Here is a 14,553-nt window from a genome sequence, read left to right as displayed (position 1 = left end):
ACGAAACTGACAGTAACCCCAGCGACCGACTGCTTTCAGCTCTTTGCGCCGGAATACCGAAGTTGTCCATACGGCGGGTCGACTGGTGGTATACGCGGACCGACTGCCGGGCGCGGCACCGGGGCCGATCCGCCCCCGACCTCGACGACCGCCCCAAACCCCTTACGGGCAGGGGCGGTTGCCCGGAGCCTACGCCTCGCCCGCCGCCTTGCGGGTGTGCAACTGGCGTGCCACTTCCGCGATCGAACCGGACAGGGAGGGGTACACGGTGAACGCGTTTGCGATCTGCTCGACCGTCAGGTTGTTGTCGACCGCGATCGAGATCGGGTGGATGAGCTCGCTCGCGCGCGGCGAGACGACCACGCCGCCGACCACGATGCCGGTGCCCGGACGGCAGAACATCTTCACGAAGCCGTCCCGGATGCCCTGCATCTTCGCGCGCGGGTTGCGCAGCAGCGGCAGCTTCACCACCCGGGCGTCGATCTTGCCCGCGTCCACGTCGGCCTGGGTGTAGCCGACGGTGGCGATCTCCGGGTCGGTGAAGACGTTCGAGGAGACCGTCTTCAGGTTCAGCGGGGTCACCGCGTCGCCGAGGAAGTGGTACATCGCGATGCGGCCCTGCATGGCGGCCACGGAGGCCAGCGCGAAGACCCCGGTCACGTCACCGGCCGCGTACACGCCCGGCGAGGAGGTGCGCGAGACCTTGTCGGTCCAGATGTGGCCCGAGTCCTTGAGCCGGACCCCGGACTCCTCCAGGTTCATGTTCTGGGTGTTCGGGATGGCGCCGACGGCCATCAGGCAGTGCGAGCCGGTGATGACCCGCCCGTCGGACAGGGTGACCTCGACCCGGTCCCCGACCCGCTTGACGGACTCGGCGCGCGAGCGGCCGACCACGTTCATGCCGCGACGCCGGAAGACGTCCTCCAGCACGGCCGCCGCGTCGGGGTCCTCGCCCGGCAGCACGCGGTCGCGCGAGGACACCAGGGTCACCCGGGAGCCGAGGGCCTGGTACGCGCCGGCGAACTCGGCGCCGGTCACGCCCGAGCCGACCACGATGAGCTCCTCGGGGAGCTCCTCCAGGTCGTAGACCTGGGTCCAGTTCAGGATCCGCTCCCCGTCGGGCATCGCGTCCGGGATCTCGCGGGGGGTGCCGCCGGTGGCGATCAGCACCGCGTCGGCGGTCAGGATCGTCTCCGTGCCGTCGGCCGCGGTGACGATGACGTCCCGGGTCCCGTCGATGCCCTGCGGGCCGCCGAGCTTGCCGCGGCCGCGCAGCACGCGGGCGCCGGCCCGGGTCACGGACGCGGTGATGTCGTGGGACTGGGCGAGCGCGAGGCGCTTGACGCGCCGGTTCACCTTGCCGAGGTCCACGCCGACGACGCGCGCGGCCTGCTCCATGGGCGGGGTGTCGTCCGCGACGACGATGCCCAGTTCCTCGTACGACGAGTCGAAGGTCGTCATGACCTCGGCGGTCGCGATGAGAGTCTTCGAGGGCACGCAGTCGGTGAGCACCGACGCCCCGCCCAGACCGTCGCAGTCGACGACGGTCACCTCCGCGCCGAGCTGGGCCCCCACCAGGGCCGCCTCATACCCGCCGGGTCCGCCGCCGATGATCACGATCCGGGTCACGAAAAGTCCGCCTCACGTCTACCCGGCCGGCTGCCGCCCCGGCCGGCGGTCCGGGGGGTCTCCCCGGGGGATGCATTCCGTGCTCCATTGTCCCGCACTCATCAAGGTGCTTCGCCCCCGGTCCCGACCCCGGTGCGCCATCCGGGCACGCGGGCCGGGCCGCCCCTCCCGTACCCTCGACCTCATGTCGCTCTACGCCGCGTACGCCGGCAACCTCGACCCGCGGCTGATGACGCGCCGCGCTCCGCATTCGCCGCTGCGCGGCACGGGCTGGATCAACGACTGGCGGCTGACCTTCGGCGGCGAGCAGATGGGGTGGGAGGGCGCCCTCGCCACGATCGTCGAAGCCCCCCGCCACCAGGTCTTCGTCGCCCTCTACGACATCGCCCCGCTGGACGAGGACTCCATGGACCGCTGGGAGGGCGTCGGTCTGGACATCTACCGGCGCATGCGGATCCGGGTCCACACCCTGGACGGCGAGGAGGCCGCCTGGGTGTACGTGCTCAACGGCTACGAGGGCGGCCTGCCCTCGGCGCGGTACCTGGGCGAGATCGCCGACGCCGCCGAATCGGCCGGAGCCCCGCACGACTACGTGATGGAACTCCGCAAGCGCCCCTGCTGACCTCCACGGCTCCCCGACCGGCCCTCAAGGCCGGACCGGGACCACGGGGGACGTTTCGGCGGAAACGACAAGGCAACGATCCGAACACCGTGAGCTGCGCCATCTACGCGCGTAGGCGATAAGCGGCTACGCTCGTCAGCGTGAACGCATCTGTTACCGACCCCTTCGCCGACGCCGACGCCGCCGCCACCCGCCTGCGCGAGCTGACCGGCGTCGATTCCCACGATGTCGCCCTCGTCATGGGCTCCGGCTGGGCCCCCGCCGCCGAGGCGCTGGGCGCGCCCGAGGCCGAGTTCCCGGTCACCGAGCTGCCCGGCTTCCCGCCCCCGGCCGTCGAGGGCCACGGCGGCAAGATCCGCTCGTACAAGATCGGCGAGAAGCGCGCGCTGCTCTTCCTCGGCCGGACCCACTACTACGAGGGCCGCGGCGTCGCCGCCGTCGCGCACGGCGTCCGCACCGCCGTCGCCGCCGGCTGCAAGACCGTCGTCCTGACCAACGGCTGCGGCGGTCTGCGCGAGGGCATGAAGCCCGGCCAGCCCGTCCTGATCAGCGACCACCTCAACCTGACGGCCACCTCGCCGATCGTCGGCGCGAACTTCGTGGACCTCACCGACCTGTACTCGCCGCGCCTGCGCGCGATGTGCAAGGAGATCGACGCGAGCCTGGAGGAGGGCGTCTACGTCCAGTTCCCCGGCCCGCACTACGAGACCCCGGCCGAGATCAACATGATCCGCGTGATGGGCGCCGACCTGGTCGGCATGTCCACCGTGCTGGAGGCCATCGCCGCCCGTGAGGCCGGCGCCGAGGTCCTGGGCATCTCCCTGGTCACCAACCTGGCGGCCGGCCTGTCCGGCGAGCCGCTGAACCACGAAGAGGTCCTCCAGGCCGGCCGCGACTCGGCCGCCCGCATGGGCACGCTGCTGACGCAGGTCCTCGCCCGCATCTGATCGACGACGTACGAGAGGTAAGGCGGAAGCAGTGCAGGAACAGGCACAGGACGACCTGATCACCCGGGCCCAGGCCTGGCTGGCCGAGGACCCGGACCCGGAGACGGCGGCGGAGCTCGCCGCCCTCGTCGAGGCCGGTGACACCGCGGAGCTCGCGGACCGTTTCTCCGGCACGCTGCAGTTCGGCACCGCCGGTCTGCGCGGCGAGCTCGGCGCGGGCCCGATGCGGATGAACCGCGCCGTGGTCATCCGGGCGGCGGCGGGCCTGGCGGCCTACCTGAAGGCCCAGGGCCACGCCGGCGGTCTGGTCGTCGTCGGTTACGACGCGCGCTACAAGTCGGCGGACTTCGCCCGCGACACCGCCGCCGTGATGACCGGCGCCGGACTGCGCGCGGCCGTCCTGCCCCGGCCGCTCCCCACGCCGGTCCTCGCGTACGCCATAAGGCACCTGGGCGCCGTCGCCGGCGTCGAGGTGACCGCGAGCCACAACCCGCCCCGGGACAACGGCTACAAGGTCTACCTCGGCGACGGCTCGCAGATCGTCTCCCCGGCGGACACGGAGATCGCGGCGGAGATCGCCGAGGTCACCACGCTGGACTCCGTCCCCCGCCCCGGCTCCGGCTGGCAGGACCTCGGCGACGAGGTCCTGGAGGCGTACCTGGAGCGTACGGACGCCGTGCTGACCCCCGGGTCCCCGCGCGGCGTGCGGACCGTCTACACGGCCATGCACGGCGTCGGCAAGGACGTGGTCCTGGCCGCCTTCGCGCGCCACGGCTTCCCGACGCCGGTGCTCGTCGCCGAGCAGGCGGAGCCGGACCCGGCCTTCCCGACGGTCGCCTTCCCCAACCCGGAGGAGCCGGGCGCGATGGACCTGTCCTTCGCGAAGGCCGCCGAAGTACAGCCCGACATCGTCATCGCCAACGACCCGGACGCGGACCGCTGCGCGGTGGCCGTCCCGGACAACGGCGGCTGGCGGATGCTGCGCGGCGACGAGGTCGGCGCGCTGCTGGCGGCCCACCTGGTCCACAAGGGCGCCCGCGGCGTCTTCGCGGAATCGATCGTCTCGTCCTCCCTCCTGGGCCGGATCGCGGAGGCGGCCGGCGTCGGCTACGAGGAGACCCTGACGGGCTTCAAGTGGATCGCCCGCGTCGAGGGTCTGCGCTACGGCTACGAGGAGGCGCTCGGCTACTGCGTGGACCCCGAGGGCGTCCGCGACAAGGACGGCGTCACCGCCGCCCTGCTGGTGGCGGAGCTGGCCTCGGTCCTCAAGGAGCAGGGCCGCACCCTGACCGACCTGCTGGACGACCTGGCGATGGAACACGGCCTGCACCACACCGACCAGCTGTCGGTGCGCGTGGAGGACCTGTCGGTCATCGCGAACGCCATGGCCGCGCTGCGCGCCGAACCGCCGGTCTCCCTGGCGGGCCTGCGCGTGGTCTCGGCGGAGGACCTGAACCGGGGCACGGACCGGCTCCCGCCCACGGACGGCCTGCGCTACTACCTGGACGGCGCCTACAAGGCCCGGGTGATCTGCCGCCCGTCGGGCACCGAGCCCAAGCTCAAGTGCTACCTGGAGGTCGTGGTCCCGGTGGCCGAGGCCTCGGACCTGTCGGGCGCCCGCGTGACCGGCCAGGAGATCCTGGACGCGGTCAAGAAGGACCTCTCGGCGGCGATGGGCCTCTAAGAGCCCCTCCCGCCCCACCCGGCCCCCTCAGCCCCGGCTGAGGGGGCCGTCGGCGTTCCCGGCGGCAGACCGCGCCAGCCCGGCCAGGTGCGCGTCCAGTACGGCACGGCACCGCTCCGGCCCGAGCAGACCGGGGTGCAGCACCGCGCTCAGGCACAGCCCGTCCAGCAGCGCGGCGAGCCGCTCGGTCTCCAGCACGGGCTCAAGCCCGGGACGCAGCTCCCCGGCCGCCTCCAGCCGGTCCAGGACCCGCCGTACGAGGGCCCGCGCGCCGACGGCGGTCTCCCGCGCGAGGTCCGCGAACTCCGGATTGGTGCGCGCGGCGGCCGTGAAGTCGAGGAAGACGGTGACCTCGGCCCGGCGCCGCTCGTCGAGCGGGAGCAGCTCGCCCAGCAGATCGGCGGCCAGGCGCAGCCGCCGGGGCCGGGGGTGGTTCTCCAGCCCGCCGATCTCCTCCACCCGCTCCAGGATCCGGCTCCCGAGCCGGTCGAGCATCGAGCGCATCGCGAAGTCCATCAGCTCCCGCTGCCCGGCGAAATAGTGCCGCACGGAGCCGATGTTGAGCCCGGCCTCGTCGGCGACGGCACGCAGCGAGGCGCGCTGGAGCCCGTCCCGGACGACGACCCGGAAGAGGGCGTCGACGACCTCGCGGCGGCGGAGTTCGGGGTCTACCTGCTTCGGCATGCCCTCTTTTTATCACGCGTGTGCTACAAAGGTATTTATCACAGCCGTGACAAATAAATCCCGGAGGTCATCCCGTGGAAACGGTCCTCACGTTCCTGCTGGTCAGGTTCGCCCTGATCGCCGCCGCCCTCGTCGTCGCGGCCCTGGTGGTCTTCGCGGTCGCCCTGCGCCTCAAGCGCCGGGGCAGGCTCGACCAGGTCCGCGGCTCCGTGGAACCCCTGCTCCGGGCCGGCCTGCACGTGGCCGCCTCCCGCGCCCGCCGCGGGGCGGGCCGGTCATGAACGCCGACCTGATCCAGCACCTCCTGCTGGACCGCGCGCTCAAGGCCGCCATCGCCCTCGTGGCCCTGACCGTCCTGGCCACGGGCATGGCCCTGCTCTGGCGCCGCGCGGGAAAGAGCCGCTGCCCCGAGAACTGACGGCCCCGGGGAACGGCGATTCCTCGGGGCCCTCCCCAGACCTCTCCGGCCGTCCTTCCCTACGGATACCGGCCCCGGACGGCCGCAGGACGCCAAACCATGAGAAGCGCGTAGCGATCTGACGCGTCCGGTTGCGCCGCAGGACGCTCAGGTCGCCGTTTCACGCAGGCTGGGAAGCCCCAGCCCCCGAACCTCAGCCCCCAGCCGACCCCGAAGGCGAAGCCGAGGGCCGGACCAGCTCCCCCAGCGTCGGCACCGACTCCGGCCTCGACCGGACCGCTTCCGTGCACTCCCACGCGCGCGGCGGGTCCGCGTCCGGCCCGCCCAGGACCACCGGGCCGGGCCCCGCCGACACCGCGTCGCTCGCCGCCAGCGTGCACACCACCTGGGACAGCGCCACCGGCGGCAGGTCCTCCGGCTTGCGGCTGAGCCGCAGCGTCCCCGCCGGGTCGCCCTGCCGCGCCGGGGCGGCCGACAGGCCGTCCGGGACCCCGGTGGTGAAGCCCGCGTCCCGTTCCTCCCCGGATGGCTGCTTCTCCAGCGCCTCCAGCAGTGCCTGCGCGACCAGCACCACGGGGTCGCGCCCGGACCGCTTCTCGGGCGCCGGAACAACCCGTTCCACGCCCACCAGCTGCGAACCGCACACCAGCTCCACCGTGGCCCGGAAGCCCTGCACCCCGCTCTCGCCGGCCGGCTGCGCCGGGGTGTCGCAGGACACCCGGGACGGCGCCGCGCCCACGTCCACCGGCACCGTGGTCGCCCGGATCCCGCAGCCGGACAGCACGAGCAGCGCAGCCAGCCCGCCCAGCGCGCGCAGCGCCACCGGCTTCCTACGCGTCCACGTCATCCGGGATCACCTTCCCCACGTCCATCGGCAGCCGCAGGGTGAAGACGGCCCCGCCGTCCGCACCGTTCCCGGCCGTGATGTCACCGCCGTGGATGTGCGCGTTCTCCATCGCGATCGACAGGCCCAGCCCGCTGCCGTCCGACTTCGGCCGGGACGCGCTCGCCTTGTAGAAGCGGTCGAAGACGTGCGGGAGCACCTCCTCGGGGATGCCGGGACCGTTGTCCCTGACCGCGATCACCAGCTGCTCCCCCTCCACGGCCACCGACACCCGCACCGGCGAGCCGCCGTGCTTGAGGGCGTTGCCGATCAGGTTGGCCAGGATCACGTCGAGCCGACGCGGATCGAGCCGCGCCACGATCCCGCGCCCGGCGTCGAGTTCGACCGCGTCCAGCCAGGCACGGGCGTCGATGCAGGCCGTCACCTGGTCGGCGACGTTCACGTCGTCCAGCACCAGGCGCGCCGTACCCGCGTCGAAGCGGGTGACCTCCATGAGGTTCTCCACCAGGTCGTTCAGCCGCCGCGTCTCGCTCACGACCAGCCCCACCGCCGGCGCGATCATCGGGTCGAGGTCCTCGACCTCCTCCTCCAGCACCTCGGCCACCGCGGTCAGCGCCGTCAGCGGCGTGCGCATCTCGTGCGACATGTCCGCCACGAACCGCCGGCTCGCCTCCTCGCGCGCGCTCATGTCGGCGACCTTCTTCTCCAGCGCCTCCGCCGTCTTGTTGAACGTGTGCGCCAGGTCGGCGAGTTCGTCGGTGCCCGACACTTCCAGCCGGTGGTCCAGCTCACCCTCGCCGAGGCGGCGCGCCGCGTCCCCGAGCCGCTGCACGGGCTTGAGCACGGTCCGCGCCGCCGCCTGCGCGAGCAGCGCCGAGCCGAGCAGCGCCAGACCCGTCGCGATGGTCAACGACCAGCCCAGGGCGTTGAGATCGGCCCTTTCCGTGGCGAGCGACTTGTACATGTAGCCCGTCGGCCCGCCGCCCACGATCCGGGTGCCCCCGACCAGGTACGGGTTCCCGTTCGGCTTCGTGCGCTGCCAGTACATGTGGTACTCGGCGTCGTTGGCGGCCGTCGTCTTCTGCCGGTCGTTCACCGCGTGCTGGAGCGACTTCGGTACGTCGTCCAGCCCGAAGGAGTCCGCCCCGGCAGCGCCGAAGACCTTGCGGCCGTCCTTGCGTTCGTGCACGAGCAGCACGCTGTAACCGGGACTGCTGCCCGCCATCAGCTCGGCGGTGCGCTGCATCTCCTCCGCGGTCGGGTCGGCGGGCAGGGCCGCGGCCCGGTTCTGCATCTCCTGGCGGAAGTCCCCGAGGGCCGCGTCCTGGGTACGGGTGAGCACCGCCTCGCGGTTGAGCCAGTACGCGATCCCGGACGCGGAGACCGCGGCCGTCAGCGCGACCAGTGCGAACACCACCAGCAGCCGCAGCCGCAGGCTGGTCCAGCGCCGGCCCGCGAACAGGGCTCTGATCACTGCGGGGAGTCCAGCCGGTAGCCGACACCCCGGACGGTACGGATCAGCGTGGGCGAGGACGGCACTTCCTCGACCTTCGCGCGCAGCCGCTGCACGCAGGCGTCGACGAGACGCGAGTCGCCCAGGTAGTCGTGTTCCCAGACCAGGCGCAGCAACTGCTGGCGCGAGAGCGCCTGGCCGGGCCGGCGGCTGAGCTCCAGCAGCAGTCGCAGCTCGGTCGGGGTCAGCTGGAGGTCCTCGCCGTTCTTCGTCACCGTCATCGCGGCCCGGTCGATGACCAGGGAGCCGAACACGGCGGAGTCGCTCGCCTCGCGCTCACCGCGGCGCAGCACGGCCCGGATCCGGGCGTCGAGCACCCGGCCCTGGACGGGCTTGACCACGTAGTCGTCGGCACCCGACTCCAGGCCCACGACGACATCGATGTCGTCGCTGCGGGCCGTGAGCAGGATGATCGGCAGCTGGTCGGTGCGGCGGATCCGCCGGCACACCTCGAAGCCGTCGATCCCGGGCAGCATCACATCCAGCACGATCAGGTCCGGCCGCTGCTCGCGCAGCAGTTTCAGGCCGTCCTCTCCCGTCGCCGCGGTGGCCACACGGTGGCCCTGGCGTGACAGGGAAAGTTCGAGGGCCGTGCGGATGGCGTCGTCGTCCTCGATCAGCAGCAGGAAAGGCACGCGCTCATTCTGTCCCATCGGCCGTCGGGACTCGACCGTCGTACGTGCCGGATCCGGCCGCGGGTGGCTGTGACAGGCCTGTGACAGTCGAAGGACACCCCGGTTATGTCGGGCGGGCAGGCTTCTGTCATCAAGCACGGACCGAAGCAGACTCCACGACGGGGGGCGCGAGATGAACACGCTGCACAGCACCACGACCAGCGCGGTTGTCACGCGGCTGCACGATGTGAACCGCCGGGCGGGTGTCCGTAACGTGACGGTCGCCCGTCCGCGGCCGGCACACATCACAGCCATTGACGCGAACCAGTACCAGGCGGTTCCCGCACCGCGCACCCCGTCCTCCACCTCGGAGGCGGAGTTCACGGCGTACGTCCAGGAGCGGCGGGCCGCGCTCTACGCGACGGCCTTCCACCTCACCGGCGACCGCCACGAGGCCGAGGACCTGCTGCAGAGCGCGCTGTTCTCCACGTACCGCGCCTGGGACCGGATCAGCGACAAGGCGGCCGTCGGCGGTTACCTGCGGCGCACGATGACCAACCTGCACATCAGTGCCTGGCGTCGGCGCAAGCTGAACGAGTACCCGACCGAGGAGCTGCCGGAGACGGCCTCCGACACGGACGCGATGCGCGGCACGGAACTGCGCGCGGTGCTGTGGCAGGCGCTGGCCCGGATCCCGGAGCCGCAGCGCACGATGCTGGTGCTGCGCTACTACGAGGGCCGCACCGACCCGGAGATCGCGGAGATCCTGGGCATCAGCGTCGGCACCGTGAAGTCGAGCATCTGGCGGTCGCTGCGGCGACTGCGGGACGACGAGGCGCTGAGCTTCGGGCGTGACGAGGCGGAGTCCTTCGGGGAGCTCGTCGCGTAACGGCCAAAGACCAAGCGGTCGGGGGGTCCGCCCTGCGGGGGTGGGGCGGGGGCCGCGGGGGGAGAAGAGGCGGGATCAAACGGCCGGGGGGCCGTGCGGTCCCGCCTTTTCATTTCTCCGCGTCTTCTTTTCTCCACGCGGTCCAGGGTCCGCCGTATCAGGCCGGGGTGTCCGCCGTATCAGGCCGGGGTGTTCGCCGTGCGGTGGCGGCCGGCCGCGGCGGCGGCGAGGCGGCCGAGGGCCTCGTCACGGGCGCAGGCGTGGGCACCGAGCGCGACGTGCCGCGCCACGATCCCCCGCTCGGCCCGCATCAGCCGCCAGCCCCTGCGCAGCAGGAACGGGATGGACTTGCGCCCCTCCCGGAGGTCGCGGGCGAGCCGCCGCCTGAAGGTCGTCGAGGGCCTCCCGCGCAGGCAGATCGCGTCCGCGAGCAGCCCGAGCTCCTGGCAGCGCGCCACGATGTCGGCGGCGAAGATCCCCTCCGCGATGAACAGCGGGGTCCGGCCGATGTCCAGGGCCTCCGCGCCGGTGCGCGAGGAGGTGGCGATGGAGTACTCGGGGACCTCCGTACGACCCGTCGCGCAGAGCTCCTCGATGGCGGCGACGGCGGCGTCCGCGTCCCAGGAGAGCGGGGAGTCCCAGTCGATGTCGGAGCTGCCCTCGACCAGCGGGAGGGTCGGGTCCGTCCCCTCCTTGTAGAAGTCGTCCAGGCGCAGTACGGGCAGGCCCGAGCGGGCCGCGAGCGAGGACTTGCCGGATCCCGAGGGACCGGTCAGCAGGACGACGCGCGTGGGAAGGGGAGATGAACAGCTCACGGGACACCAGTTTGACTCCTCCCCCTCGTAAAGACAAAAGGGGGATCCCTGGCTCACGCAGCCCGGCGGCCCTACGGGCCGCCAGGTCTTCCGCGATCAGCACCAGCCGGGATGAGACCAGCCCGGACGAGCATCACGCGCACGGAGTTCTCGTCCCGGGGCGAGACGGCTCCGCACACGGCGCACGTGTACGTACGTTCTGACGACGGGAGTACGTGCTTGGCTCTCGCTCCGCACCGTCCGCAGTCCATGGAGGTGTGTGCCGGATGCACGAGGTGGAGGACCCGGCCGTGTTTGTGCGCCATGTGGATCAGCTCGTGCTTGGTGGTGGAGATCGCCGCGTCGGCCGCCTTGCGTGCCATGGCCGACTTTCCGAGGAACTTCGGCCGGAAGTCCTCCACCGCGATCTGGTCGAACGCCGTAACGAGCCGCTTGGCCCACTTTCGAGCGGTGTCCTGCCGCCGGCGGGTGACCTTCTTGTACACCTTCCGCGCATGCTGTGCGGCCTTGCGGTAACCCTTCGAGGCAGCCTGGCCGCGCCGGGGCATCCTGCGGGCCATCATCCGCTGGTAGCGGGCCAGTCTCCCGGAGGCCTTCCGCCCGTGCTCGGGGTGGGAAAGGTCGTGGTCGTCACTCGTGGTGGTCGCGGTCTCCGTGACGCCCCAGTCGACACCGACCGCCCTGCCCGTGGCGGGAAGGGGTTCGACGTGCGCCGGCGCGACGAACGAGGCGTACCAGTGGTGCCGGCCGCGCCAGCCCGTCAGCATTTTGTCCAGCCGGGCCGGGTCGAGTTCCTCCCGGCTCTTGTGCGCGGCACGGGACTCGGCCACGCACCGGATCCACACCCACCGGCACCGGTCCCACTCCGCCAGGAGGGCCGACGAAGCGGTGGCCGACACGCGCAGCCGGAAGACGAACCGGGCGAACCGGGGCACCTCCACATCCGTCCGTGCCATCACGTCGCGAACCTGTCGCCGGGGTCCCTCCGCCTACGCGGAATGCGCGTGGATCGCCACGAACGAGTGACCGGCTCCCGGTGGCCGGTTGGTACCCGGCGCCACACCTCAACTACGCTGCGTGCGCACGCGACTACGACCACAGGCGGGAACCCATGGCACGTCACGCAGCCTCCGACCCTTCGCCGAAGCGGCTCCGCGCCGCCGGCCTGACCCTCTCCATGGCCGGCGCGGCCCTGGCGATGGCGGCAGGCGCCGCACAGGCCGGGGAACTCGACGTCCCCGCGGCCGTGGCGGGGGTCGCCAATCCGATCGGGAACCTGAAGGTGAACCCGCTGGCGCACACCGGCGTGGACCCCCTGGACAACGGCGTGGCCACGAAGGTGGCCGATTTCCCCTCGGTCGGCACGGGGATGGTCACCGGGATCCTGACGCAGGGCCCGTCGGTGAAGGAGATCCCGGAGACCGCCGTCTCCTCGCTGCTGGGGCCGGTCCTGCCGAAGGGGTAGGGGCGGGGCGCACGAAGGCCCCGGCAGACGGGGGATGACTGCCGGGGCCGGTTCATGGGGACGGGGCCCGCGTACGGGTCAGTAGGAGCTTCCGCCCGCGCCCAGGGAGCCCGTCGGGTGCCAGACCGTCTTCGTCTCCAGGAAGGCGGTCATGCGCGCGGTGCCCGGGTCGGCGCTCCAGTCGTCCACAGGCTGTGGACGCAGGACGCGCTTGAGGTTGTCCGCCGCCGCGATCTCCAGCTCCTTGGCGAGGGCCGCGTCGGCACCCGCCAGGTCGATCGCGTTGACGTCCTGGTGGGAGGCCAGGTGGGGGCCCATCTCGGCGGCCTTGCCGGAGAGGACGTTGACCACGCCGCCCGGCAGGTCGGAGGTGGCCAGCACCTCGCCCAGGGACAGGGCGGGGAGCGGAGACCCCTCCGAGGCGATGACCACGACGGTGTTGCCGGTGGCGATCACCGGGGCGATCACCGAGACCAGGCCCAGGAACGACGAGTCCTGCGGGGCCACGACCGTGACCACGCCCGTCGGCTCCGGGGTGGAGAGGTTGAAGAACGGGCCCGCGACCGGGTTGGCCCCGCCCACGATCTGGCCGATCTTGTCGGTCCAGCCCGCGTACCAGACCCAGCGGTCGATGGCCGCGTCGACGACCGCGCCGGCCTTCGACTTGGACAGGCCCTCGGCCTCGCCGACCTCGCGGACGAACTGCTCGCGGCGGCCCTCCAGCATCTCGGCGATGCGGTAGAGGATCTGGCCGCGGTTGTACGCGGTCGCGCCCGACCAGCCGCCGAAGGCCTTGCGGGCGGCGACGACCGCGTCACGGGCGTCCTTGCGGGAGGACAGCGGGGCGTTGGCCAGCCAGTTGCCCTTGGAGTCCGTCACTTCGTACACCCGGCCGCTCTCGGAGCGGGGGAACTTGCCCCCGACGTACAGCTTGTAGGTCTTGAAGACGCTCAGACGCCCGGCGGCGGAGCCGCCCTTTTCGACACTTCGCTCAGACATCGAGGTAGCCCTCCAGGCCGTGGCGGCCGCCCTCGCGGCCGAAGCCCGACTCCTTGTACCCGCCGAAGGGCGAGGTCGGGTCGAACTTGTTGAACGTGTTGGCCCAGACGACGCCCGCGCGGAGCTTGTTCGCGACCGCGAGGATGCGCGAGCCCTTCTCCGTCCAGATGCCGGCGGACAGGCCGTACTGGCTGTTGTTGGCCTTGGCGACGGCCTCGTCCGGGGTGCGGAACGTCAGCACGGACAGCACCGGGCCGAAGATCTCGTCGCGGGCGACGGTGTGCGCCTGGGTGACGTTCGTGAAGAGCGTCGGGGCGAACCAGTAGCCGGCGGACGGGAGCTCGCACGCGGGGGACCAGCGCTCGGCGCCCTCGGCCTCGCCGGTCTCGGCGAGCGCGGTGATCCGGGCGAGCTGCTCGGCGGAGTTGATCGCGCCGATGTCGGTGTTCTTGTCGAGCGGGTCGCCCAGGCGCAGCGTGGAGAGGCGGCGCTTGAGGGAGTCCAGCAGCTCGTCGTGGATCGACTCCTGGACCAGCAGGCGGGAGCCCGCGCAGCAGACCTGGCCCTGGTTGAAGAAGATGCCGTTGACGATGCCCTCGACGGCCTGGTCGATGGGCGCGTCGTCGAAGACGATGTTGGCGCCCTTGCCGCCCAGCTCCAGGGTGACCTTCTTGTCGGTGCCGGCGACGTGGCGGGCGATCTTCTTGCCCACGGCGGTCGAGCCGGTGAAGGCGACCTTGTTGACGTCCGGGTGCTCGACGAGGGCCGCGCCCGCGTCGCCGTAGCCGGTGAGGATGTTGACGACGCCCTTGGGCAGGCCCGCCTGGCGGCAGATGTCCGCGAAGAACAGCGCCGAGAGGGGGGTCGTCTCCGCCGGCTTCAGCACGACCGTGTTGCCGGTGGCGAGCGCCGGGGCGATCTTCCACGCGAGCATCAGGAGGGGGAAGTTCCAGGGGATGACCTGGCCGGCCACGCCGAGGGGGCGCGGGTTGGCGCCGTAGCCCGCGTGGTCGAGCTTGTCGGCCCAGCCCGCGTAGTAGAAGAAGTGCGCGGCGACGAGCGGGAGGTCCGCGTCGCGGGTCTCCTTGATCGGCTTGCCGTTGTCCAGGGTCTCCAGGACGGCCAGCTCGCGGCTGCGCTCCTGGATGATCCGGGCGATGCGGAAGAGGTACTTGGCGCGCTCGGAGCCCGGCAGCGCGGACCACTTCTCGAAGGCCCTGCGGGCGGCCTTCACGGCGCGGTCGACGTCGGCGGCGCCGGCCTGGGCGACCTCGGCGAGGACTTCCTCGGAGGACGGGGAGACGGTCTTGAAGACCTTGCCGTCGGCGGCGTCGGTGAACTCGCCGTCGATGAAGAGCCCGTAAGAGGGGGCGATGTCGACGACCGAGCGGGACTCGGGGGCCGGTGCGTACTCGAAAAGGGATGCCATG

The 14,553-nt window shown here is 72.0% G+C and carries 16 protein-coding genes; 7 read left to right on the top strand and 9 right to left on the bottom strand.

What is annotated here, in order from left to right; genetic code table 11:
• Positions 1-189 precede the first annotated feature (189 nt).
• Positions 190-1,629, bottom strand: a complete 1,440-nt coding sequence (locus ACZ5D2_RS22620) for an NAD(P)H-quinone dehydrogenase (protein WP_371676976.1) — start codon at positions 1,627-1,629, stop codon at positions 190-192.
• Between the two features lie 184 nt (positions 1,630-1,813).
• On the opposite strand from ACZ5D2_RS22620, the gene ACZ5D2_RS22615 reads away from it, so the two are divergent.
• From ACZ5D2_RS22615 to ACZ5D2_RS22605, 3 genes are all read left to right on the top strand, one after another.
• Positions 1,814-2,251: a gamma-glutamylcyclotransferase family protein gene (locus ACZ5D2_RS22615; RefSeq protein ID WP_030231145.1), complete on the top strand. Its 438-nt coding sequence runs from the start codon at positions 1,814-1,816 to the stop codon at positions 2,249-2,251.
• A 140-nt stretch (positions 2,252-2,391) separates the two neighbouring features.
• Complete coding sequence (locus ACZ5D2_RS22610; protein WP_371676977.1) at positions 2,392-3,198, top strand: purine-nucleoside phosphorylase; 807 nt, start codon at positions 2,392-2,394, stop codon at positions 3,196-3,198.
• A 31-nt stretch (positions 3,199-3,229) separates the two neighbouring features.
• Positions 3,230-4,882, top strand: a complete 1,653-nt coding sequence (locus tag ACZ5D2_RS22605; RefSeq protein WP_468931431.1) for a phospho-sugar mutase — start codon at positions 3,230-3,232, stop codon at positions 4,880-4,882.
• Between the two features lie 27 nt (positions 4,883-4,909).
• On the opposite strand, the gene ACZ5D2_RS22600 is transcribed toward ACZ5D2_RS22605, so the two are convergent.
• Positions 4,910-5,566, bottom strand: coding sequence for a TetR/AcrR family transcriptional regulator (locus ACZ5D2_RS22600; RefSeq protein ID WP_371676979.1), 657 nt, complete (start codon positions 5,564-5,566; stop codon positions 4,910-4,912).
• A gap of 74 nt (positions 5,567-5,640) precedes the next feature.
• Between ACZ5D2_RS22600 and ACZ5D2_RS22595 the strand changes: the two genes are divergently transcribed.
• Both ACZ5D2_RS22595 and ACZ5D2_RS22590 read left to right on the top strand, forming a co-directional pair.
• Positions 5,641-5,847 (top strand): hypothetical protein, encoded by a 207-nt coding sequence (locus ACZ5D2_RS22595; protein ID WP_468931426.1) that lies wholly within the window; start codon positions 5,641-5,643, stop codon positions 5,845-5,847.
• On the top strand, positions 5,844-5,984 hold the full coding sequence (locus tag ACZ5D2_RS22590) for a hypothetical protein (protein ID WP_371676981.1): 141 nt from the start codon (positions 5,844-5,846) through the stop codon (positions 5,982-5,984). The genes ACZ5D2_RS22595 and ACZ5D2_RS22590 overlap by 4 nt, the downstream gene beginning before the upstream one ends.
• 193 nt (positions 5,985-6,177) lie before the next feature.
• On the opposite strand, the gene ACZ5D2_RS22585 is transcribed toward ACZ5D2_RS22590, so the two are convergent.
• Genes ACZ5D2_RS22585 through afsQ1 form a run of 3 tightly spaced genes read right to left on the bottom strand, consistent with a single transcriptional unit; the run spans position 6,178 to position 8,976 of the window.
• Positions 6,178-6,831 carry a hypothetical protein gene (locus ACZ5D2_RS22585; protein ID WP_468931423.1) on the bottom strand — a complete coding sequence of 218 codons (654 nt, stop codon included), beginning with the start codon at positions 6,829-6,831 and terminating at the stop codon, positions 6,178-6,180.
• Complete coding sequence (locus tag ACZ5D2_RS22580; protein WP_371676983.1) at positions 6,815-8,302, bottom strand: sensor histidine kinase; 1,488 nt, start codon at positions 8,300-8,302, stop codon at positions 6,815-6,817. Before ACZ5D2_RS22580 ends, ACZ5D2_RS22585 begins: the two co-directional genes overlap by 17 nt.
• Complete coding sequence (gene afsQ1 / locus ACZ5D2_RS22575) at positions 8,299-8,976, bottom strand: two-component system response regulator AfsQ1 (RefSeq protein WP_180291024.1); 678 nt, start codon at positions 8,974-8,976, stop codon at positions 8,299-8,301. The genes ACZ5D2_RS22580 and afsQ1 overlap by 4 nt, the downstream gene beginning before the upstream one ends.
• A 172-nt stretch (positions 8,977-9,148) precedes the next feature.
• Here afsQ1 and ACZ5D2_RS22570 point away from each other — a divergent pair, with 172 nt between their 5' ends.
• Positions 9,149-9,844: a SigE family RNA polymerase sigma factor gene (locus tag ACZ5D2_RS22570; RefSeq protein ID WP_266841343.1), complete on the top strand. Its 696-nt coding sequence runs from the start codon at positions 9,149-9,151 to the stop codon at positions 9,842-9,844.
• A gap of 179 nt (positions 9,845-10,023) precedes the next feature.
• On the opposite strand, the gene ACZ5D2_RS22565 is transcribed toward ACZ5D2_RS22570, so the two are convergent.
• Entirely contained in the window at positions 10,024-10,659 is a 636-nt protein-coding gene (locus tag ACZ5D2_RS22565; protein WP_371676984.1) for a uridine kinase family protein, read from the bottom strand.
• Positions 10,660-10,730: 71 nt separating this feature from the next.
• Positions 10,731-11,615 carry an RNA-guided endonuclease TnpB family protein gene (locus tag ACZ5D2_RS22560; protein WP_468931418.1) on the bottom strand — a complete coding sequence of 295 codons (885 nt, stop codon included), beginning with the start codon at positions 11,613-11,615 and terminating at the stop codon, positions 10,731-10,733.
• A gap of 155 nt (positions 11,616-11,770) precedes the next feature.
• Here ACZ5D2_RS22560 and ACZ5D2_RS22555 point away from each other — a divergent pair, with 155 nt between their 5' ends.
• The gene (locus tag ACZ5D2_RS22555; RefSeq protein WP_371676986.1) at positions 11,771-12,124 is read left to right on the top strand and encodes a hypothetical protein; all 354 of its coding nucleotides are present in this window, start codon (positions 11,771-11,773) and stop codon (positions 12,122-12,124) included.
• A 78-nt stretch (positions 12,125-12,202) separates the two neighbouring features.
• On the opposite strand, the gene ACZ5D2_RS22550 is transcribed toward ACZ5D2_RS22555, so the two are convergent.
• Positions 12,203-13,123, bottom strand: a complete 921-nt coding sequence (locus ACZ5D2_RS22550) for an aldehyde dehydrogenase family protein (RefSeq protein WP_371676987.1) — start codon at positions 13,121-13,123, stop codon at positions 12,203-12,205.
• Positions 13,116-14,552: an aldehyde dehydrogenase family protein gene (locus tag ACZ5D2_RS22545; protein WP_371676988.1), complete on the bottom strand. Its 1,437-nt coding sequence runs from the start codon at positions 14,550-14,552 to the stop codon at positions 13,116-13,118. Before ACZ5D2_RS22545 ends, ACZ5D2_RS22550 begins: the two co-directional genes overlap by 8 nt.
• Between the last annotated feature and the right edge of the window lies 1 nt (position 14,553).

This window comes from Streptomyces sp. NPDC031479 (assembly GCF_055581065.1).
The sequence above is the reverse complement of the archived record's forward strand: the minus strand, read 5'-3'. Positions and strand labels throughout refer to the sequence as shown.

Excerpts from the sequence above, each read along its gene's own strand:
- ACZ5D2_RS22550 (WP_371676987.1), bottom strand. The coding sequence starts at position 13,123 with ATGTCTGAGCGAAGTGTCGAAAAGGGCGGCTCCGCCGCCGGGCGTCTG.
- ACZ5D2_RS22560 (WP_468931418.1), bottom strand. The coding sequence starts at position 11,615 with ATGGCACGGACGGATGTGGAGGTGCCCCGGTTCGCCCGGTTCGTCTTC.
- ACZ5D2_RS22590 (WP_371676981.1), top strand. The coding sequence starts at position 5,844 with ATGAACGCCGACCTGATCCAGCACCTCCTGCTGGACCGCGCGCTCAAG.
- ACZ5D2_RS22615 (WP_030231145.1), top strand. The coding sequence starts at position 1,814 with ATGTCGCTCTACGCCGCGTACGCCGGCAACCTCGACCCGCGGCTGATG.
- ACZ5D2_RS22570 (WP_266841343.1), top strand. The coding sequence starts at position 9,149 with ATGAACACGCTGCACAGCACCACGACCAGCGCGGTTGTCACGCGGCTG.
- ACZ5D2_RS22585 (WP_468931423.1), bottom strand. The coding sequence starts at position 6,831 with ATGACGTGGACGCGTAGGAAGCCGGTGGCGCTGCGCGCGCTGGGCGGG.
- ACZ5D2_RS22555 (WP_371676986.1), top strand. The coding sequence starts at position 11,771 with ATGGCACGTCACGCAGCCTCCGACCCTTCGCCGAAGCGGCTCCGCGCC.
- ACZ5D2_RS22600 (WP_371676979.1), bottom strand. The coding sequence starts at position 5,566 with ATGCCGAAGCAGGTAGACCCCGAACTCCGCCGCCGCGAGGTCGTCGAC.
- ACZ5D2_RS22545 (WP_371676988.1), bottom strand. The coding sequence starts at position 14,552 with ATGGCATCCCTTTTCGAGTACGCACCGGCCCCCGAGTCCCGCTCGGTC.